The organism is Thauera aromatica K172, from assembly GCF_003030465.1.
Taxonomy (GTDB): Bacteria; Pseudomonadota; Gammaproteobacteria; order Burkholderiales; family Rhodocyclaceae; genus Thauera; species Thauera aromatica.
In genome coordinates this window covers 2371373-2392567 of record NZ_CP028339.1, presented here as the reverse complement: position 1 = coordinate 2392567, position 21195 = coordinate 2371373, and the positions used below count along the sequence as shown (strand labels likewise).

General features: G+C 65.5%; 17 protein-coding genes and 1 pseudogene. 15 read left to right on the top strand and 3 right to left on the bottom strand.

Annotated features, from left to right (window positions below; all coding sequences use genetic code 11):
• Positions 1–4 precede the first annotated feature (4 nt).
• Positions 5–2863, bottom strand: a complete 2859-nt coding sequence (locus tag Tharo_RS17945; RefSeq protein ID WP_107221296.1) for a methyl-accepting chemotaxis protein — start codon at positions 2861–2863, stop codon at positions 5–7.
• A gap of 527 nt (positions 2864–3390) precedes the next feature.
• Here Tharo_RS17945 and Tharo_RS11380 point away from each other — a divergent pair.
• The 15 genes and pseudogenes from Tharo_RS11380 to Tharo_RS11305 form a co-directional block, all read left to right on the top strand.
• Entirely contained in the window at positions 3391–4602 is a 1212-nt protein-coding gene (locus Tharo_RS11380) for a glycosyltransferase family 4 protein (protein ID WP_211309601.1), read from the top strand.
• Positions 4599–5612 (top strand): glycosyltransferase family 2 protein, encoded by a 1014-nt coding sequence (locus Tharo_RS11375; protein WP_107221295.1) that lies wholly within the window; start codon positions 4599–4601, stop codon positions 5610–5612. Before Tharo_RS11380 ends, Tharo_RS11375 begins: the two co-directional genes overlap by 4 nt.
• Positions 5593–6354: a CmcI family methyltransferase gene (locus Tharo_RS11370; protein ID WP_107221294.1), complete on the top strand. Its 762-nt coding sequence runs from the start codon at positions 5593–5595 to the stop codon at positions 6352–6354. The genes Tharo_RS11375 and Tharo_RS11370 overlap by 20 nt, the downstream gene beginning before the upstream one ends.
• 39 nt (positions 6355–6393) lie before the next feature.
• Positions 6394–8106, top strand: a complete 1713-nt coding sequence (locus tag Tharo_RS11365; protein WP_107221293.1) for a GspE/PulE family protein — start codon at positions 6394–6396, stop codon at positions 8104–8106.
• On the top strand, positions 8099–9442 hold the full coding sequence (locus Tharo_RS11360) for a type II secretion system F family protein (RefSeq protein ID WP_107221292.1): 1344 nt from the start codon (positions 8099–8101) through the stop codon (positions 9440–9442). The genes Tharo_RS11365 and Tharo_RS11360 overlap by 8 nt, the downstream gene beginning before the upstream one ends.
• Before the next feature lie 128 nt (positions 9443–9570).
• Positions 9571–10002 (top strand): type II secretion system major pseudopilin GspG, encoded by a 432-nt coding sequence (gene gspG, locus Tharo_RS11355; RefSeq protein WP_107221291.1) that lies wholly within the window; start codon positions 9571–9573, stop codon positions 10000–10002.
• Positions 9999–10466, top strand: a complete 468-nt coding sequence (locus tag Tharo_RS11350; RefSeq protein ID WP_245880888.1) for a GspH/FimT family pseudopilin — start codon at positions 9999–10001, stop codon at positions 10464–10466. Before gspG ends, Tharo_RS11350 begins: the two co-directional genes overlap by 4 nt.
• A 14-nt stretch (positions 10467–10480) precedes the next feature.
• The gene (locus Tharo_RS11345) at positions 10481–10906 is read left to right on the top strand and encodes a type IV pilus modification PilV family protein (protein ID WP_159051695.1); all 426 of its coding nucleotides are present in this window, start codon (positions 10481–10483) and stop codon (positions 10904–10906) included.
• Complete coding sequence (locus Tharo_RS11340; protein WP_107221289.1) at positions 10903–11571, top strand: prepilin-type N-terminal cleavage/methylation domain-containing protein; 669 nt, start codon at positions 10903–10905, stop codon at positions 11569–11571. The genes Tharo_RS11345 and Tharo_RS11340 overlap by 4 nt, the downstream gene beginning before the upstream one ends.
• A 59-nt stretch (positions 11572–11630) precedes the next feature.
• A complete protein-coding gene (locus Tharo_RS11335) occupies positions 11631–12518 on the top strand; it encodes a type II secretion system minor pseudopilin (protein ID WP_159051694.1) in 888 nt (295 codons plus the stop codon).
• Positions 12508–13533 carry a PilN domain-containing protein gene (locus Tharo_RS11330; protein WP_107221287.1) on the top strand — a complete coding sequence of 342 codons (1026 nt, stop codon included), beginning with the start codon at positions 12508–12510 and terminating at the stop codon, positions 13531–13533. Before Tharo_RS11335 ends, Tharo_RS11330 begins: the two co-directional genes overlap by 11 nt.
• Positions 13530–14111 (top strand): type II secretion system protein GspM, encoded by a 582-nt coding sequence (gene gspM, locus Tharo_RS11325; protein WP_107221286.1) that lies wholly within the window; start codon positions 13530–13532, stop codon positions 14109–14111. The genes Tharo_RS11330 and gspM overlap by 4 nt, the downstream gene beginning before the upstream one ends.
• Positions 14108–14872, top strand: coding sequence for a hypothetical protein (locus Tharo_RS17580; protein WP_159051693.1), 765 nt, complete (start codon positions 14108–14110; stop codon positions 14870–14872). The genes gspM and Tharo_RS17580 overlap by 4 nt, the downstream gene beginning before the upstream one ends.
• The gene (gene gspD / locus Tharo_RS11315) at positions 14869–16962 is read left to right on the top strand and encodes a type II secretion system secretin GspD (protein WP_245880886.1); all 2094 of its coding nucleotides are present in this window, start codon (positions 14869–14871) and stop codon (positions 16960–16962) included. Before Tharo_RS17580 ends, gspD begins: the two co-directional genes overlap by 4 nt.
• Before the next feature lie 6 nt (positions 16963–16968).
• A pseudogene (locus Tharo_RS11305) lies at positions 16969–18125 on the top strand (IS3 family transposase); the annotation flags it as partial.
• 261 nt (positions 18126–18386) lie between these two features.
• On the opposite strand, the gene Tharo_RS11300 reads toward Tharo_RS11305, so the two are convergent.
• Positions 18387–18896 carry a helix-turn-helix domain-containing protein gene (locus Tharo_RS11300; protein WP_211309600.1) on the bottom strand — a complete coding sequence of 170 codons (510 nt, stop codon included), beginning with the start codon at positions 18894–18896 and terminating at the stop codon, positions 18387–18389.
• 163 nt (positions 18897–19059) lie between these two features.
• Positions 19060–21045 (bottom strand): S8 family peptidase, encoded by a 1986-nt coding sequence (locus Tharo_RS11295; RefSeq protein ID WP_159051692.1) that lies wholly within the window; start codon positions 21043–21045, stop codon positions 19060–19062.
• Positions 21046–21195 lie beyond the last annotated feature (150 nt).

Here is a 21195-nt window from a genome sequence, read left to right as displayed (position 1 = left end):
GCGCTCAGAAATCCCGCCATTCGTCTTCCCCCTGGGGGGCTGTGGCCAGGGCGGCGCGGGCCTGGCGGACGCGCTGCGGTGCGGCATCGGCCGGGAGTACGGACGATGCCGCACCGACGCTTGCGCTCAGCCGGGGGGCGGACAGCGAGGCCGGCGCGGGCAGGCGCTGCACGCTCTCCTCGATGCGGAACACGCTGACCGAGTGGGCGAGCGACATCGACTGTTCCTTCAGCGATTCGGCGGCGGCGCTGGCCTGCTCGACGAGCGCGGCGTTCTGCTGGGTGACGCTGTCCATGTGGGTGATGGCGACATTGACCTGCTCGATGCCGGTGCTCTGTTCTTCTGACGCGGCGGAAATCTCGGCGACGACGTCGGTGACGTGGCGGACCGATTTGACGACATCGGCGATCACCCGCCCGGTTTCGTCGGCGAGGCTGGTGCCCTGTTCGATGCGCGCGACCGACTCCGAGATCAGGCTCTTGATTTCCTTGGCGGCGGCGGCCGAGCGCTGGGCCAGGCTGCGCACTTCGCTCGCGACCACGGCGAAGCCGCGCCCCTGTTCGCCGGCGCGGGCGGCCTCGACCGCGGCGTTGAGCGCCAGGATGTTGGTCTGGAAGGCGATGCCGTCGATCACGCTGATGATGTCGACGATCTTCTGCGCGGCCTGGTGGATGTCGCCCATGGTGCCGACCATCTGCTGCATGGCGTCGGCCCCCTTGCCGGCGATGTCCGACGCGGAGACGGCCATTTGCCGGGCCTGGCGGGCATTGTCGGCGTTCTGGCGCACGGTGGAGGTGAGCTCTTCGGTGCTGGCGGCGGTCTGTTCGAGGCTGGAGGCCTGCTGCTCGGTGCGTGCGGACAGATCCTGATTGCCCTTGGCGATCTGCTGGGCGGCGATGCTGACGGCGGAGGCGGCGTCGGCGATCTGGCCGATCATGCTGGTGAGCGCGTCGACGGTCTGGTTGGTGTAGCTCTTGAGCTCGCCGAAGGCGCCCTGGTAGTCGCCCTCGATGCGACGGGTGAGGTCGCCGTCGGCCATCGCGCCGAGCACCGCATTGGCTTCACGCAGGCCGCTGTCGGCGGCTTCGAGCAGGCGGTTGATGTTGGCGGTGAGTTCGTGCAGGAACTCGTTCGTCCCGGTCTCTTCCAGGCGGGCGCCGAAATCGCCCTGAGCGGCGGCGCCGACCACCTGCTGGATTGCGCGCTGGGCGGCGAGTTCGTCGGTGCGGTCGCGCCATTCGCCGACCGAGCCGACGCGCTTGCCGCACTCATCGACGATCGGGCTGGTCACGACTTCGAACTCGCGACCACCGATGTCGAGCATGCTGCGAGTCGGCTGCGACAGGGTGAGCAGTTGCTGGCGCGCGCTTTCCGCGTCCGGGTAGAAGCGGGTGACGTCGCTGCCGATGAAGCCGGCGGCGGTGAAGCCCGGTACCGTCGCCGCGATCGCCGGTTCGAGTCGCTGCACGGTCTTGTGCATCGCATGGTTGGCGTACAGCACCTTGCCCTCGAGGCTGGCGATGCGCACGTTGGTATCCACGCAGTCGAGGGCGACCTTGATCCGCAGCGCTTCGGCGGCGACGCGGCGCGCTTCGTTGACGTCGAAGCCGAGCCTGATCTGCATCGACTGCAGCCCGTGCAGGACCTTGCCGACCTCGTCTTCGGCCTCGACGTGGATCGGGTTGTCGTACTTGCCTTCGGCGATGCGCTCGAAGATCTCGTTGGCCTGGCGCAGCGGCCGTACCACCGAGCGCACGATCAGCCGGCTCAACAGCACGGCGAGGGCGAGGGCGAGGGCGAGCGAGGCGATCACGCCGTTGCGGATCCAGGCGCTGACGGTTGCGGTTTCGGCGAAGATCCGCTCGGCCGCGCTGCGGTGGGCTTTCACCAGCGCTTCGGTGTGCTGGCGGATTTCGCCGTACAGCGGATTGAACTTGGTGAGCAGAATTTCGGTAGCTTCGGTATAGGCCCCAGCGAGAATGCGTTCGCGTGCCGGCGTCACCCCTTCGCTGTGAATCTTCTTGCGGGTGTCGATATAGGCCTGGTTGAGCGCGGCCATCTCCGGGGTGCTGCGGGCAATGTAAGCGTCCCAGATTTCGGTGATCCGCTCTGCGTTGCGCTGGACGGTGTCGATGTGGGCCGAGACCGGGTGGTCGTGCAGCTTGGCGAACGGCGACTGCGGGCTGTGCTGGGCGGCGAGCAGTAGCTGAGCGCGGGTGTCGCCCGACAGCATCAGGATCTGCTCGACGTCGTGCGCCGCGGTGGCGTGATCCTGATAGACCCGCTCGAGCCCGCGCTGGAGGTAGGCGCCGAGCCCGAGGCCGGCGATGGCACCGAGGACGAGGCCGGCCAGCAGGAATCCGACCAAGCCGTACAGGCGGGCGCCCAGCGGCAGCGCCATCAGGCGCCCGCTGAGGCGCCGGATGGGCGACGGCTTCGGGGCCAGGCCGGCCTTGCCGGCCCGGATGTCGCGGTAGAGGGCTGCGGCCTCTTCGATCTGCTGGCGGGTGGGGCGGGAGCGCACCGACAGATAGCCGGTGACGTGGCCGCCTTCACGCACCGGTGTGACGTTGGCCACCACCCAGTAGCAGTCGCCGTTCTTGCAGCGGTTCTTGACCACGCCCGACCAGGGCTTGCCCGCCTTCAGGGTCTGCCACAGGTTCTCGAACGCTTCGGGTGGCATGTCGGGGTGGCGCACGATGTTGTGTGCGCTGCCGACGAGTTCGTCCTCGGAGTACCCGCTGACACGGACGAAAATGTCGTTTACGTAGGTGATCACGCCGCGCAAATCGGTGCGTGAAACGATGCTTTCACCTTCTCCGAGTTGTACTTCGGTGTCGGTGACCGGGAGATTCACTTTCATTGCCGTTTGCTTCCTTTTCGGAAAAACCGCTCACGCACGTTCAAGTGGGACACCCTCGATGAGGTCGCCCGCGCTGTGGATTTCTCTCTGGAGGCACTGCGGTATGTATTTCGGCAACCATCACACTGCTGTGATCGGATTGCCGGAAGCGTGGCATGCGAAACTGCCCGGTCTGCCGCTTCGTTTTTTGTCTGTCTAAATTAAGCAGTTCGCGATCATCCCAGAGGCTTACTTCATTGGCAAGTTCGCGGTGCAGTACCCCCGGCTGCAGGCTGCGTATCCGGGGGCTCCGCCGATGGCAGCGCTGCGGATGTGTGTGATACAACGCATCCTCGATCGGTGGCGATCGAGCCGCGTCCCGCCCGGGGCGCACGCAACGAGTTCAGTATTTACAGCCCCTTGGAAACCAATCATTCGCACGCCCCGAGCGAAAGGCTCCGGGGGCGTTCCGGACCGTCTTCCGGCCTATTCTTCATGGCACCCCGTCCGGCTGCTGCGTGGCAGGACAGGTCGCCGGGCCGCGTCCTGTGAGCAGTATTTCGGCCAATCCTGGCGGTAGCAGGCCGATCCGCCGCCTTGCACTGGTCACGAGCCAGGCATTTTCGATTCCGAACTTCCGCGGCCCACTGGTCAAGGCCTGGTGTGCACGAGGAATCCAGGTTTTTGCGCTCGCACCGGATTATGACGAAAAGCTGCGGGATGACGTGCGTGCCCTGGGTGCGGAGCCGGTCGACTATCCGCTTGCACGCACCGGCCTCAATCCGCTGCAGGATCTGCGTAGTCTGTTGGCTCTGCGCAGTGTGCTCGGCCGCTTGCAGGTCGAGGCCTGTTTCAGCTACTTCATCAAGCCCGTGACGTACGGCAATCTCGCCGCCCGCCTGGCCGGGGTACCCCGGCGGTTCTCCATCGTCGAAGGGGCTGGCTATGTGTTTGCCGACGCGGCGGCCGGTTCGCTGCGCCGCCGCCTGTTGCGACGAGCCGTATCGCTGCTTTATCGCGTTGGCCTTGATGGTGCAGAGCGGGTTTTCTTCCTCAACCGGGATGATGTCGAACTCTTTGTTGGCGAAGAATTGGTCGATCCAGAGCAGGTGGTACTGATCGGGGGGATCGGTGTCGATCTCGCACATTTCACGTCGTCGCCGAGAGTGGCCTCTCCGCCGATCTTTCTTCTTGCGGCCCGCCTGCTTGCCGAGAAAGGAGTGCGCGAATATGTGGCGGCCGCCCGTCGGCTGCACGGATTGGCACGGTTCATCCTGCTCGGCGGCCCTGACCCCAACCCGGGATCGATTCGTCGCGACGAACTGGAGCAGTGGGCACGGGAGGGTATGGTCGAATGGCATGACCATGTTGCCGATGTGCGCCCGTTGATTGCACGCGCCAGTGTTTTCGTACTGCCGTCCTACTACCGCGAAGGTTTGCCGCGCAGCATCCAGGAGGCGATGGCGATGGCCAGGCCGATCATCACCACCGACATGCCCGGCTGTCGCGACACGGTCGTTCCGGGTGAAAACGGCTTTCTGGTGCCGCCGCGCGACGTCGATGCGCTGGTTGCGGCGATGCGGCGCTTCATCGACGAGCCGGATCTGACCAGACGCATGGGAGCGGCCTCACGCCGGCTGGCCGAAGAACGCTTCGATGTCGAGCGCTGCAACGCGCGTGTGCTGGCAGGAATGGGGTTGACGGTGGGGCTGACAGCGGGGCTGGCAGGTGCGCCGCGTATACAGGACGTGCGGCAATGAGCGGACGGCCGCAGGCGGCACCGATCTGGATCCTGCTCGCCACATTCAATGGAGCCCGTTTTCTGCCCGAACTGATGGCGAGCCTTTTTGCCCAGACCGACGGCAACTGGATCGTGCTCGCCAGCGATGATGCATCGGAAGACCGCACGCCGGAGTTGTTGCGCGATTACGCAGCGCGCGACCGCCGTATTGTGCTGCTCCCGCCGGTGTCGGGTCGCCTTGGCGCCTGCGCCAATTTCGAGCGCCTGCTGCAGGCCGCGCTGGAGGCTGGAGCAGCGTGGTTCGCCTTGTGTGACCAGGATGATGTCTGGTACGTCGACAAGCTCGCGACGATGCGTGCGGCACTGTCGAATCCGCTCTCCGATGCACAGGTGCCGATGCTCGCGTATGCGGATCTGGCGCTGATCGACGATGAAGGCCGCTGCCTGGCGCCATCGCATTTCGGGCATGCGGGTGTGCTGCAGGTGCGCACCGGAGTCGACGTCTGGTTGCTGGCGCACAATCTAGTGCCCGGTTGCGCAATGCTGGGCAATCGGGCCTTGCTTGAATTTGCCCTGCCGCTGCCGGCGCAGGTTCGCCACCACGACTGGTGGCTGCTGCTGGTGGCCGCTGCCGCCGGTGAGGTGAGGGCGGTCGATGCCGTACTCACCGGCTACCGTCAGCATGGTGGCAACTTGATCGGTGCTGCTTCGCCGATGCGCCGGGCGTGGGCCTTCGTGTCGCATTTTTCCGAGCGCTTCGATGCCGCGCGTCGCCAGTACGCGCTGGCGGTGGCGCAGGATCGCGCCTTGCTCGAACGTTCCGCTCACCGCGTAGCCCGCACACTCCATCCGCGTTGGGCGCGGTTGGCCGCCTGCGCCTGCGTCCAGCTTGGCAGCGCACGTTGCCGCACACGGGTTGCGGCCGTACTTGGCGGGCCGGTACGACGGCTCGGCATTGCCCGCAACCTGCTGATGCTGGTCGCTGCTGCATGCCCGATGCCGGGCTGTGATGAAGGGCCGCAGTGCTGACGCGGGTGCAAGCTGCGAGTCGCTTGGCTATCATTCCGCCCTTGACCACGAGCTGCCAAGGATTTTTCCAGTGAACAGGGCCGACATTGAAACTGCAGCCTCCGCCGTCGGCTGCGCCGAAGATTTCCACCGCTGGTATTACGATACCGGGGTCTGGGAAAGCGTGCGCTTTCTCGGCGTGCCGTGCCTGAAGTCGGTGCTGGATCTGTGGAACTACCAGGAGATCATCCACCAGCTGCGTCCCGGGCTGATCGTGGAATTCGGCACCCGGCACGGGGGCTCGGCGCTGTATTTCGCCCTCATTGCCCGCCAGGTGCGACCCGATGCGCTAGTGCTGACCGTCGACATCGAAGATCATCTGCTGGACCCGCGGGTGCCGGCCACACCGGGAATCGAATTTATCAAATCTTCGTCGGTGGATGCGGCGGTCGGCGCCCGCATCGCTGCATTGCGCAAGCAGCTGCCCGGGCCGGTCTTCGCCATTCTCGACAGCGACCATCGCCAGCCACATGTGCTGCAGGAGATGCTGTCGCTGCGGGCGCTGATGCAAGCGGGCGACTACCTGGTGGTCGAAGACGGCAACATCAATGGCCATCCGGTGCTGCCGGGCTGGGGGCCGGGTCCTCTGGAGGCGATCATGGAATACAACCGCCGCTTCCCTGACGACTACGAGCGCGACCTGGACAGGGAACGCAAGTTCGGCTTCACTTTCGCCCCGATGGGTTTCCTGCGTCGCCGGTGAATCCCTTGCGAAGCCAATACAATTACCTTGAGAGTGAGCATGCACGACGCTGAATCCGCCGATCGTCTTCGCCTGGGCGAACGCCTGGTGCGAGAGGGCAAGCTTAGTCAGCGCGACCTCGACCAAGCGCTGCTTGCCCAGCAGGAGATGGGGGATCTGCTCGGTCGTGTCCTGGTGCGCCTTGGCCTGTTGTCGGAAATCGATGTCGCACGTGCGCTGTCGGCCCAGTTGGACATTCCGTTGATCCTCTCCGCCGACTTTCCGCAGGAAGCTCTGGCGGTGGAGGGGCTGGGTGCCGAGTATCTGCTGAGCCACGGGGTCTTGCCTTTGCGGCGCGATGGCGACGAACTCCAGGTCGTCATGGGGGTGCCGCAGGATGCCTTCCTCACCAAGGCGCTGCATCTGGCCAGCGGCCTGCAGATCCGGGCCGCACTCGGGCTGGAGTCCGAGGTCCAGACCGCCCTCGAAGGGCTTTATACGGAGCCGGCCGAGGCGGAAGAAGAGGGGGAGGAGGGCTTCGTCGGTGCGCTCGGTGGCGACAGCGAATTCATCGAACACCTGAAGGATCTCGCCAGCGAGGCGCCGGTGATCCGGCTGGTGACGCAGATCATCGGGCGCGTCGTCGATCTGCGCGCCTCGGACATCCATATCGAGCCCTTCGAGGATGGGCTCCACATCCGCTACCGGGTCGATGGCGTGCTGCAGGCGGTCGACAGCGCGCCGGTCGGCCTGGGCGCAGCGGTCACTTCGCGGATCAAGTTGCTTGCCCATCTGAACATCGCCGAGCGCCGCCTGCCGCAGGATGGTCGCATCCGTACCCGGGTGAAAGGTCACGAACTCGATTTGCGGGTTTCCACCCTGCCGACGGTGCACGGCGAAAGCGTGGTGATGCGGGTGCTCGATCGCGCGAGCATCCGCATCGAGCTCGAGAAAATGGGGTTTGCCGATGACAACCTGGCGCGCTTTCGTGAACTGCTGGCACGTCCTCACGGCATCCTGCTGGTCACCGGTCCGACCGGCAGCGGCAAAACGACCACGCTCTATGCCGCGCTGTCCAAGCTCGATGCTGCTGAACTGAAAATCCTCACGGTGGAGGACCCGGTCGAATACCAGCTTGCCGGCGTCAACCAGGTTCAGGTGCAAAGCCAGATCGGCATGACTTTTGCACATGCGTTGCGTTCGATCCTGCGCCAGGATCCGGACATCATCATGATCGGCGAGATGCGCGACACCGAAACCGCGCAGATCGCGGTCCAGTCCGCACTCACCGGCCACCTGGTGTTGTCGACCCTGCATACCAACACCGCTGCCGGCGCCATCATCCGCCTCGAAGACATGGGGGTGGAGCGTTATCTGATCACGTCCACCGTCAATGGCGTGCTGTCGCAGCGTCTGGTGCGCAAGCTGTGCGAGCATTGCCGTCGGCCGGTCGAGATGGGGGATGCGGAGTACGAAAAATCCGGTATCGGGCGGTTTTTGCCGGCGGGAAAGCGCAGTGTCTATGTGGCTGGCAGCTGTGCTCAATGCAAGAGCACCGGCTATCTCGGGCGAACTTCGATCCACGAACTCTTCACCATGGACGATGCGGTGCATCAGGCAGTGCTCTCGGGGGCGGACGCGACCACGCTGCACAACGTTGCACGCCGCGGCGGCATGCTCACCCTTTATGAGGATGGTCTGCGCAAGGTGGCCGCCGGCATCACCTCGATGGATGAGTTGCTGCGCGTGACACAGGATCAGAGCAATGACTGAGTTTGCCTATCGTGCAGCACACGGCGATGGCAGCATCACCGAGGGGCATATCGAGGCCAGCTCGCGTGAAGCGGCCGTCCGTCAGCTGCGCGCGCGCGGTCTGACGCCGGTTCGCCTCGAGCCGGCAAGCGCTGCGGCGCCGAAGGCCGCTCCCGCGCCGCCGCCGACAGCGGCAAAAATGGGCTCTGCGCCGGAAAAACTCACGGTAAACGTCGCCCCCGCCGCAGGCGCTGCATCCCGTCCCGCCGGGCAGACAGTGCCCCCCGCATCGGCCTCGCCCGGATTGTTTTCGCGCGACAGGGGGCCGGGCCCGGCCGACGTGCACCATCTTACCGGCGAGCTCGCGGTCATGCTGCGCGCCGGCCTGCCGCTCGACCGTGCGCTCAAGGTGATGGCGGGCATGAGCCAGAAGGCATCGGTCGCAGCCCTGCTCGAGGATCTGCTCGATGCGGTGAAGTCGGGCAGGGGCTTCAGCCAGGCGCTGCAGCCGCACCAGGCGCTGTTTGGCGATTTCTATGTGAACATGGTGCGTTCGGGCGAGGCGGGTGGCCAGCTCGGCGAGGTGCTGGAACGCCTGGCCGAGCACCTCGAGCGTACTCGGGCCCTGCGCGAAAGCGTGATTTCCGCGCTGATCTACCCGGCCATCCTGGTGCTCGTCGCGGCTGTCTCGGTGTTTCTGATGCTTGCCTTCGTCGTGCCGCAGTTCGAGTCGCTGTTCAACGACATGGGTGAAGCGCTGCCCTTGCCTACGCGGATCATCGTCGGCGCCGGCCATCTGGTTGCCGACTGGTGGTGGCTGATCGTGCTGGTGATCGTGCTTGCAGTCTCCGCTTGCCGGCGCTGGCTGCGTACGCCGGCCGGTCGCGACTGGCGGGACCGGCGGATGCTCGGCCTGCCAGTGCTGGGTGGCGTCGTGCTGAAGTTCGAGATCACGCGATTTGCCCGCAGCATGGGAACCTTGCTTGGCAGCGGCGTTCCCATCGTCACCGCGATCAAGATCGCCTCCGACACCATGGGCAACATTCGTCTGCGCGAGGCGATGGCCGGAGTCGCCCCGGCCATCAAGCAAGGGGGAAGGATGGCCGGCGCGCTCGAAGTGACCGGCCTTTTTACTCCGCTGGCGCTCAACATGGTGCGGCTCGGCGAGGAAACCGGGCGGCTTGCCGACATGCTGCTTGAACTCGCGCGGGTGCACGACGGGGAAGTCCAGTCCGGGATCAAGCGCGCGCTGACACTACTCGAGCCGGTGCTGATCCTGCTGCTCGGTGGAGTGATTGCCGCCATCATCGTATCGATCCTGCTGGGCATCCTGTCGGTTAACGAGCTCGCCGTCTGAGCGCCCGCTGAAACAGCTTGAAGCGGATTCGGGGCTGGGAGCGTGCACGCTTCGTCCCGGCTACGTTTACAATCGGCTCCGTTTCAGTGGTGAGCACCTGATGCCGCCATTTTTTGAGGTTTACCTATATGTATCGTCGTTTCAAGCAGCCATTCAACACCGGCTTTACCCTCGTCGAGTTGCTGGTCGTCCTCGTCATCCTGGGCCTGCTCGCCGGCCTCGTCGGGCCGCGTGTGCTCGGCCAGCTCGGTGGCGCCAAGACCAAGACCGCCGCGGTGCAGATCAAGGATCTGGAGCAGGCTGCCGAGCTGTTCAAGCTCGATGTCGGTCGCTTCCCGAACAACGCCGAAGGGCTTGATGCGCTCGTCGAACGCCCCGGCGCCGCGGCTGGCTGGAACGGTCCCTACCTGAAGAAGGGCGAGGTGCCGAAGGATCCTTGGGGCAATGCTTACCACTATGAAAGCCCGGGGAAGCGGACCGACATCGACATCTACACCTTGGGTGCGGACAACTCGGTCGGCGGCGAGGGCGAGAATGCGGACGTCGGTAACTGGCAGTGAGCCCGCGCCGCGGGCGTAACCTTGGTACGGCCGGCTTTACCCTTGTCGAGCTGATCGTTGCGCTTGCCGTTGTCGGCACGATGCTCGCCGTCATGCCTGCGGCCCTGGGGCGCATGTACGACACCATGCAATTCCGCGCTACCGTGCGCAACCTGCTTGCCGAACTCAAGGGGGCCCGTCTGGAAGCGATGAGCAGCGGGCGGCCGACGGTGTTCGTGGTTGACGTCGAGGCCCGTCGCTTCGGTACGGGTGGCCGGCAGACCGGGGAAATTCCGCCAGGGCTCGAAGTAAAGGCTCTCGTGGCCGAAAGTGAGACCGCCGGCGGCCGCATGGGTATCCGCTTCTATCCTGACGGCAGTGCCACTGGCGGCAGCATCGAGATCGTGCGCACATCGGGAGCGGGCCTGCGTCTGCGGGTGGATTGGCTCCTCGGCCGCGTCTCGCAGGAGCCGCTCGGCCAATGAGTTCGCCTCCGCAAATGAGCTTCCCTTCTTCCCCCGCCCGCCAGCAGGGCTTTTCGCTGCTCGAAGTGCTGGTGGCTTTTTCCATCATGGCGCTGTCGTTGGGCGTGCTTTACGAGGCGCTCGGTGGCAGCGTCCGGGCTGCAGGGGACGCCGAGCGCCATGTGCGGGCGGTGCTGGCTGCCGAATCCCTCCTCGCCCGCCATGACTCCGTGCCGCCCGGCGGGCTGGTGCTGTCGGGTACCGCCGATGGTTTCGGTTGGCAAGTGGAGACGACGCCGCTGCCCCCGCTTGACGGGCGGCCCGAGGCGTGGGGGCTGCACGGAGTCAGGGTTGCCATCAGTTGGGAGGATCGCGGGCAGACCCGCACGCTGCGCTTGTATTCGATTCGCCCCGAAGTCGATCCAGCCGCTGTCGACATCAGCGCCGGGTCCCGCCGATGAGAAGGCGCCATGCGGCCGGCTTCACCCTGGTCGAAGTCATCATCGCCCTCACGCTCCTCGCGTTGATCATGCTGGCGCTGATCTCCGCCCTGCGTACTTTCGGCGATTCCGGCGCGCGGCTTGAGGCGCGCAGCGAGCGGGCCGACGATATGCGTCTGATCAGCGGTTTTCTTCGCCAGGCCATCAGCGAGGCTTCGATCATCCATCTGCGCAGGCTCGAGGATGGCACGCAGGTGCCGGATTTCATCGGCCTGCCCGCAGCTCTCGAGTGGCAGGCACCGATGCCGGCACGGCATGGCGTCGGCGGCCTGCACTGGCTGCGCCTGTGGGCGCGGCCAGAAGGGGATGAGCTCGATCTGATCTTGCAGCTTGCACCCTACATACCGCCTGTTCCTGGTTTTGAAAGCGACCCGGCAGTCCGTCCGGATTGGGATACGGTGGCGCAGCGTATCCTCGTGCGCCGGGTGACCTCGCTGGCGATCGCCTATCAGCGACGCGGGCGCGAGGACTGGCAGGAGAACTGGAACGACCCCCAGGTCCTTCCCGGCCGCGTCGCCATCCGGCTTCAGGTCGATGGCGTGGACTGGCCCGAGCTGATCGTACCGGTGCTGGCGGCCGAACCCGGCTTCGATCCGAACGAGTCGGCGCTGGAGCGTGCGCAGTGAGGGGCGCGCGTTGCATGTCGGCCTCTGTGCGGCGGCAGGCGCCATGCGCCGCGTGCGGCATGGCCCTGGTCGCGGTGCTGTGGATCGTGGCGGCGTTGTCGATCTTCGCGATGGGCTTGGCGGGCGCGACGCGTGCCGAGATTCGCAGTGCGCAAGGTGCGCGAGCTTTCGCCGAAGCCGCAGCCTATGGTGATGCGGCGATCGAACTCGCGGTGCGCGAGCTGCACTTTGCCGAGAAAACAATCGACCGCAGCTTCGCCACCGCTTACGAGATCGATGGCCGGCGTATCGGCGTGCGGATCAGCCCCGGCGGCGGTTATGTGGATCTCAACGGTGCGTCGCAGGCTTTGCTGCACGATCTTTTCGCCTTCGGTGCGGGCCTCGAGAGTGACCAGGCCGAGACCCTGGCGCAGCGCGTCGTCGACTGGCGGGATGCGGACGACGAGCCGCTACCGCTCGGCGCTGAGGACGCCGACTACGAGGCCGCAGGCGTTGCCTTCCGCACCCGCGGCGGCCCTTTCGAAACACCTGAAGACCTGCTTCAAGTGCTCGGAGTGAGCTTCGATACCTATGATAAGATCCGCGACTTGCTGACGACCTGGACCGGAGCGGGCGGGATCGATCCTCTGGCCGCGCCGCCGGCGATGTTCAAGATTCTTGCGCCGGGCGATCTACGCGCTGCAGAAACGTACCTGGCCCTTCGTGAGGCGGGGGAGCCGGCGATCGACACCACGGCGTTCAATCAGGAGCACATTCTGCTTTCTTCCGGCAGCATCTTTCGTCTCGAAGCTTCCTACCCGGCGGATCAGGGGCGTGTTCTTGCCCGTGTCCGCTGGGTCGATGCCGCTACCCCAGGGATAGCGGGCTTGCCGTGGCGTACGTTGCGCATCGAGCCGGTGCGTAGCATTCCGATGAAAGGTGGCAACGGAGGTGGCAATGGCGCTTGATGCAGGCAGCCTGAACCTGTTCGGTTTCGACCTCGGGCGCCTCGTACAGGTCTGGCGCAACGGCTGGAGCGAGGCTTTCCGCTGGCCTGCGCTCGCCTGGCTGTCACCGCAGGAAGCGGTTCGGGTGCTGCTTCCCGGCGCCGGTGAGGTGCTGCGCCTCGGAGCGACATCGGAACCCGCGCCTTCGGGGACGAAGCCTGCTGCAGTCGCCGTGGTACTGTCCGACGATGGCGTGTTGTTCAGGGAAATCACCTTGCCGCCGCTGGCGCACGACGAACTGCGCCAGGCGCTTGAGCTCGAAGTCCTCGCGCTCAGCCCGTTCGCCGCAGGGGATACCGTATGGGGTTGGGACGCCGAGCCGGCCGCCGGACGCATGCGGGTCAGGCTGGCGCTGGCGGCGCGCGCGCACGTAGAGGCTGCGCTCACTGCCGAACGGTTGCGCTTGGGCGCTGCCGACCCCGAGGTCTGGGCTGCCGTGGCCGCGCCTATCGTCCTGCAGGGGTTCGCCGAAGGTCGCCGTGCGCAGCGCAAGCGCGCCGCCCGGCTCCGCCTCCTGTCCGTGCTCGCATTGACCTTGCTGCTGGTGCTCGCGCTGGCGGCGACGCCGGTGCTGCAGGCGCGCGAGCGGGTGTTCAATGCGCAGCAACGCTACGGCGAGCTCGAGCGCGAAGCGGCTGCGGCGTTGGGCGCGAGAAATGCACTGGCAGTAGGCAATGAACGCGTCCATGTCCTCCAGGAATACTTGCACGGCAACCAGGATCTCCTGGTCACGCTCGAACTGATCACACGCCTGATGCCCGACGACGCCTATCTGAAGAGGCTCGAGATCGACGGCCGCAAGGTGCGCATCTTCGGCGAAGCGAGCAACGCATCGCAGCTGATGAACGCCCTCGGCGCACCCGATACGGGTTTTACAGAGGTCAAGGCGCCGTCGCCGATTTCCCGTGCAAGACGCTCCGACAAAGAGAATTTCGTCATCGAATTCTTCACTGCCCGGAGCGCGGCGGCAAAGTGAATACATTCACCGACAAGCACTTCCCGGGGCGTGATGCCCGCATCGTCGTGGGCGGCTTCTTGCTCGTTCTCCTTCTCGTGCTGGCGGTGATCGCCTCCTTCCTGGTCGGGAGGTTGAACTGGGCGCACGACACTCTCGGCTCGATCGAGCCACGCTATGCGAGGCTGCTCGGCCTGCGTGAACTGCAGCCACAGCTCGAGGCGGGAATGAACGAGGTCGGCGCCCATCTCGGCCGCTATGCCCATCCGGCGGCGATCGATTCGGCCCGCATCGGCACCGACTTGCAGCAGCGCGTCCGCCAGATTGCCGAGACCGCAGGACTGGGCGTGGCCGGCAGCCAGATCCTGCCGGCGCGCACTCATGCCGGCTTCGTGCAGATCCCGCTCAAGCTCACCGTGGACGGCAACCTGGAAGGTTTGCGCGGGCTGCTCGCCGCTTTCGAGCGCGAGGCTCCGGTCATTCTCGTCGACAAACTTCAGGCCAATGCAACGCCTTCGCGCCAGGGGCGTGGCCAGCCTCCCGGTGAAGCGCGGCTGGTGGTCCAGATCGATCTCAGCGTGTTGCACCTGCAGCCATGAAGCGGAACATCCTGCCCATCCTGCTCGGCATCGATGCCGCCTTGGTCGTTGCAATTGCGGCGCTGTGGGCGGTGGGCGATACGCGCTGGTCGCCCCCCGCTGCCCAAGGGCCTGAACCTGCATCCCTGCAGCCAGGAAAAATCGAGCGCGAGGTGATGGACCTGGCCAGCCTGAGCGAGACACTCGATCGACCGATCTTCGAGGAAAGCCGGCGCCGTCCGCCGCCACAGGCCGCCGCCGCGCCGGCGTCGTCTGAACCCGACCCGCTGCAGGGCGTGACCCTGCTCGGAGTGTTTACTCTCGGCAAGGAACAGCACCTGATGCTGCGCGCCGAAAACAAGGTGACCCGGCTCAAGCGCGGTGATGCCTTCGGTCCGTGGACAGTGCTCGCAGCCGACGAACGCGGTGTGACTTTCTCCCAGGGCAGCGAAAAGCGGCAACTCGAACTCGTGCGTGCGCCTCAGTCCGAGGGCGCTCCGTCGCCGCTTGTTACGCTGCAGCGCCAGCTTGCCGGCAGTGGCAAACGCGAAGCATCCAGCGCCGCCGAGGCTGCTGCGGCCGATGTGCCCCCGACCACCGGCGGCAAGGCGGAGAGTGCGCCGGCTGCGGCGCCCGGCAAGCCCGCGACCGCGCCTGGCACTGCGGCGCCCGGCAAGCCTGCGGTCGCCCCCGGTGCAGCGGCGCCGGCGAGCCGGGGCGGCTCCCTCGCCGAGCGTCTCGCTGCCCGCCGCGCCGCCCGACTCGAAGCCGACAAAAAATGAACCCCGACGACCTTCCCATGCGAAAAATTTCCGCTTCCGTACGCCTGCTCGTTTTCATCGGTGTCGTCGGGCTCGCCGGCTGCGCCAGTACCGAGCAGGCCCAGCGGGTGTCCCCGCTCCCGCCCGCCGCTCCCTTTCAGGGGCAGATCGGCCAGGATGAGTCGATTACCGTCAAGCCGGAGCTGCCGCCGCGGCGCGAGCCGACGCTGATCAAGGGGACCGACCGCATGGTCAACCTGCCGGCGGCGAAGGCGGTGAAAATCGCCGCGAGCGGGGATATTTCGTTGAAATTCGAGCAGGCGCCGATCACCGATTTCGTGCACGCCGTCCTGGGAGACTTGCTCAAGCTCGATTACACGCTGCACCAGCCGATCGGTGGTGAGGTTACCCTGCACACCCAGGCGCCAGTGCCGCCCAAGGAAGTGCTTTCGATTCTGGAGTCGGTGCTCAGTGCCAACGGCCTCGCCTTGGCGCGAGACGCCCAGGGGCTGTATCACGTAGGCCGCCCGGAACTGTTGCGCGGGCTCGGTACCTTGCCGGTCAACGTCAAGGCTTTAGCCGCAGGGCAGGGCATGGTCATTGTCCCGTTGCAATTCATCGGCGCGGTGGAAATGGCGGACATCCTGCGACCGGTCGCCCCGGCCGAGGCCTTCGTACGCGTCGATGGGCTGCGCAACCTGCTGATCCTGGCGGGAACCGGCGGCCAACTCGAGAGCTGGAAGGAGTTCGTCGCTATCTTCGACGTCGATATGCTCAAGGGCATGTCGGTCGGCCTCTTCCCGCTCCAGTACGCCACGGTCAAGGAGGTCGACGCCGCCCTGCGCGCGCTCACCGGCGCCCCGGCGGCACCCGCTTCGGCCGCTGGCGAAGGCCAGGGGCAGGGGCAGGCCAGCGCGCCGATTAGCCAGTTGCCGACTTTCGGGCCGCTCGGAGGCGTCATGCGAATTTTGCCGATCGAGCGCATGAATGCCCTCGTCGTGGTCACGCCACGCGCGCATTACCTGCAACAGGCCAAGGAATGGATCGAAAAGCTCGACCGACCGGCGGAGGGCGGGACCGAACCACAGCTATATGTATACCCGGTGCAGAACGGCTCGGCCCAGCATCTGGGCGCACTCCTCAGTGCCGTCTTCGGAGGCGGGCCGGCTGCCACCGGACGCACCCAGGCCGACAGCGGTGTGGCGCCCGGCCTGAGCACGACGCGCTCGAGCGGATCGGGCGGCTCGAACATGCTTTCGCCGACGCTCGGCGGCAATCGTAACGAAAGCGGCCAGAGTGCGCCCGTGAGCCAGTTCTCGCTCGGCACGCAGGTGCGGGTGGTGGCCGATGATCTGAACAACGCGCTGCTCATCCATGCGCCGGGCTCGGAGTACCGCAAGATTGAGGCGGCCTTGCGCCGGCTCGATCTTTCGCCCACCCAAGTGCTGATCGAGGCCAGCATTCTTGAGGTGACGCTCAACGACGAAACGAAATACGGCCTGCAGTGGTTCTTCGAAGGCAATCTCGGGGGGAACTACCAGGGCAGCGGCCTGCTCACCGACCGTGCCTCCGAGACGCTCGGCCGCACCGTGCCGGGTTTTTCCTACAGCATCACTAACGCCGCAGGTCAGGTGCGGGCAGTGCTCAACGCGATGGCGCAAAAGTCCCTGATCAACGTGATCTCCAGCCCGAGCGTGATGGTGCTGGATAACCATACTGCGGTGATCCACGTCGGCGACCAGCAGCCGATCCGCTCGACCCAGACGGTTACCGATGGCGGTACGACCAGCACTTCGATCCAGTACAAGGATACTGGCGTGATGTTGGAGGTCACCCCCTCTGCCAACGCCGGCGGCATGGTGTCGATGAACATCAAACAGTCGGTGACCGACGTCGGCGAGGTCGACCAGGCTACCGGCCAGCGCAGTTTCAACCAGCGTGAAGTCGCCAGCAAGGTCGCGGTGCGCACCGGCGAGACGGTCGTCCTGGGCGGCTTGATCCGCGATTCCGACACCAATGCCAAATTGGGCGTGCCCTGGCTGCACGAGATTCCGGTGCTCGGCAACCTGAGCTTGCCCCCGAAAAACGGACGCCATGAAGTGCGGCTCTAAGGCTTCATGGAGGAACGTGAGATGAAAACGAGGATACCGAAGCGGGTCTATACGGTGGAATTTCGCGAGGCGGCGGTACGTCAGGTGATGGAGGCTGGACGCAGCGCGAGCGAGGTGGCGTGCAGTCTGGACATTTCGCCGAAGACGCTGGGCAACTGGGTGCGCCGGGCGCGGCGTGGCAAGCCGCTCGCCAGGCGAGCGGCGGCGGCGCCCGTCAATGACGCACAAGCCGAGTTGAGTAGGCTGCGGGCAGAAAACGCGCGACTCAAGCTCGACAACGAGATTCTAAAAAAGGCGGCGGCGTACTTTGCCAGGGAGTCGCGGTGAAGTACGCGTGGATTGAGCAACAGTCGGTGCGCTGGCCGGTGACGCGCATGTGTGTGCTGCTCGAGGTCTCGCGCAGCGGCTTCTACGCGTGGCGGGGTCGCGGGCCATCGGCGCGGGTGCGCCGCGACGAGGAGCTGGTGGTGATGCTGCACGCATGCCATGCACACCATCGGGGCAAGTACGGGCGTCCGCGGCTCACCCGCGATCTGCGCGCTGCGGGCTTTCCGGTCAATCACAAGCGGGTACGCCGGCTGATGCTGCGCGAGGGCTTGCAAGCACGCCGGCGGCGCCGTTTTGTGCGCACGACCGATTCGGGCCACAGCCTGCCGGTAGCGCCGAACCTGCTCGAGCGCGATTTCAGCGCGAGTGCGCCGAATCAGAAATGGGTGACCGACATCACCTACGTCGGCACCGACGAGGGGTGGTTGTACGTCGCGCTGGTGATGGACTTGTTCAGTCGCCGGCTGGTCGGGTGGGCGATGAGCGATCGCATCGACACGCAGCTCACGATGGCGGCGCTGGCCCTAGCGCTGGGCATGCGACGGCCGCCCGCCGGCCTGCTGCACCACTCCGATCGCGGCAGCCAGTACTGCGCGCACGACTATCGCGAGGTACTCGATGCTCAAGGCATCACGGTGTCGATGAGCCGGCGCGCGAACTGCTACGACAACTCACCGATGGAGTCGGCCAACGGCACGCTCAAGGTCGAACGGGTCTATGACGAACACTACGCCACACGCCAACAGGCGATCGACGATCTAACCCAGTACATCGGCTACTACAACACCGAACGTCGGCACAGCGCACTTGATTACGACAGTCCGGTCCAATTCGAAAGGAGGTGGGCAATGCAGCAACCGAACACTCAACCGGACAGCATCGCAAGTTATCCACCGCCGCGCGCTCTGCCTGCGTATGAGGCGCCGCAGGCGCGCGCCCGTGGATAACTTGCTGCCGCAGTGCCCTTGATGGCGTCCATCAAACGGGGACAGGGTCAGCCCGTGCGCGCGCCCGGGCCGGCGCACCGCGCCAGAGGCCCACGGCCCGGCAGGCGGCGGCCATGCCAAGGGCCGGGGCAAGTTCTTCGGCGCCGCGCATCATGACTTGTCGTGCGTGTCGTCGATCGGACTGCCCAGCAAGGCAGCAACTTTTTTTTGGACCTCGATGATCAGGTGCGCCTTGTCGAGCTGGCTCTTGAGGCGTTCGTTCTCGCGCATCAGCTGCGCGATCTGGCGCGCTTCGGCGGCGGCGGGATCCGGCTTGGGGCCCCGCTTTTGCGGTGCCAGTGCAGCCAGTTCGGCGGCCTCGCGCTGGCGCCGCCAAGTGCTCAGGCTCGATGAGTAGACGCCCTCGCGGCGCAACAGCGCGCCGATCTCGCCGGGCTGGGTGCAACGGTCAGCCGCGTCGAGGATCCGCCGCTTGTCGGCGTTGGAGAACTGCCGGCGTCGGGCGCGCGGCACGACCTCGGTGTTGGCACCGGGCTGCGCGGTCGGCGCCGCCGATCCGCTCGTCTCTTCAGTCGCCCTACGGGCGCCTTCCGAGACGAGCGGATCGGCAGAGGTCTTCAGAATGTGCATCGATGCCGTGGGTTGAGTGGTGGTCGTCATGCCTACCTCGTTGCTCACTAAATGGTCAGGGGTAGGTGACGCAGGTCATATTGGCACAGGGGGTTTTGCAGTAAATATGGAAAGCGCTTTCCCAGATGACGAGGCAACCTGCTGTTGCTCTATTTCGATATGGCTGCAGGGTCCGGAGCACAGCGCAGCGGTTTCAAGCCGCCACGCACAAGGCCACACCTTCACCAACCCAGCCTGAGCGGTTCATCTGCTGATAAATTGCTTCGTCGGTAGTGTAGCGATGGTTGGAATCGTTGAGCATCCAGCGCATGTTGTAGCTTCTGAACACCGGGATCGTATCGACCGGGCATGCGTCCTCGGTCGGCAGCCGGGCGTAGAATGCGATGCCCTCATAGGTCCAGCCCGGGTCGAGCTTGACCAGATCGCACTCCTGTGCGCTCGCCGTGTAGAAATGCGAGTTGGGGCCGATGCCGGGAGTGCCGTAAAAGCGGCATACGGGAGCTGCGCCATCGACGGCGCGGCTCCAGGCGTAGAAATACTCGCGCGTATCGGTCCACCCCGGCCCGGCTGAACCTTTTTCGATGAGTGCTGCTTCGTCCTTGGAACCGGTCAGGAAGTAGTGCTGAAGATCGGTGTTGTGGAATTCATGCACCAGCTGATAGCCGAGCATCGCCGCCGCAGTGCTGACCGAATTGTGCGCATTGGCAAGCCCGGTGCCGCACAGATTGCTGTAGGCGCAGTAGCTACCGACGGGGTAAGCGCTGGCGCCATATTCGAGCAGGCTGCGCAATTCGGTGCCGGATAGCTGCGGATTGGTGGCCAACATCAGGGCCGCGATACCGCTCACGTGGGGCGCCGCCATGCTGGTGCCTTGCGCATAGCCGTAATCGGGCCCGAGTGGCTGGTCGTTTCCGATGTCGACCGTTGACAGGATTTCCGCCGTAGGGCCGAAATATGCAGAATCGCCACCGGGTGCGCCAAGACCGGTGCGGCCGTAGTTGCTGTATGACGCCAGGTCGCCGAAGGGGTCCGTCGCCACCACCGGGAGCGCGTCGGCGCAATTGGCGGGGCTGAAAATCGCGCTCGTACTGCTGTCGTTGCCGGCCGCGACCACGACCAGCGCACCCTGCCCTTGGGCCTCGGCCAGTGCGGCCCGGTAGGGCGCGAGGCAACCGAAGGAAGGCGTTCCGCCGAGGCTCAAGTTCAGGATCTGAGCTGGATTGAGGTTTGTCGGTACCCCGGGCACGGGCAGACCGAGCGCCCACCTCAGGCCGTCGAGGATGTCCGAGGTTGTTCCACCGCACTTGCCGAGCACCCGGACCGGCAGGATGCGGGTCTTCCATGTCACGCCCGCAATCCCGATGCCGTTGGCGCCGTCGGCTGCAATGATCCCCGTCACGTGCGTGCCGTGCCAGGTACTCGGCTGGGCCGGCTCCCCGATGCCGCATTCGCTCGCTCCGACACGGTCACCGGGGTCGGCCGGATCGGCGTCGCGCCCGTTGCCGTCGTTGGCGTAATCAGGGTCGGAAACGAAGTCATAGCCAGGCAGGATGCGGTCACCAAACTCGGGGTGAGGGCGAATTCCGCTGTCGAGTACTGCCACCACCACCGACGATGAGCCGGTTCCACGCGTCCATGCAGCTTCGGCATCGATTCCACCGGCAAAGCCTTGTGTCGTACCGAGCAGGCTCCATTGTTTGGCGAACTGTGGATCGGTCGAAGTTCGTGCCTGCTGGGGGCGGGATACGAGATCGACGTCCGCACTCATCACCTGCGGCAACGCACGCAGGCGGTGTGCTTCGCTCTCTGCTTCGTCCTGTGTCAGCAGAGTGTCGAAACGCAATACGTGCATGCCTCCTCCCATTGCACGTTGAAAGCGGATGGGGCGGACGAGCGCTGCCTGGAGGACGGCAAGCAGTGCAGGCGGTGGTGCGGCATCCGCGGCTGCAAGCGCCTGTACCGCAGGATCGCGAAAACGGACGATCAGGCCGACCGCCCGCGCTGATGCTCTTGCCTGAAGCAGGCTGGCATCGGCCATTGCGGCAGTCATCCGGATTTCGTCGAATGGCCGGGACGGGCGTGGTGGAAAGCCATGCCGTTGCAGCAGCGAATCGATGCGTTCCCCGAGTCGCCTGGTGCCGGTTTCCTGGGCGCCGGCTGGCATGGTGGTTGCTAGCATGACTGCGAGCAATGCGGGCCCAAGACGATGTGGATGATGGGTGAGTGACATACTGTTCCCTGATCGTTGACACGGCAACCTGTGCATTATGGCTCCCGCTTTTCCGCCCTTTCCTCGCTTGCGAATCGCCATAGCCTGTTCCATGCTGAT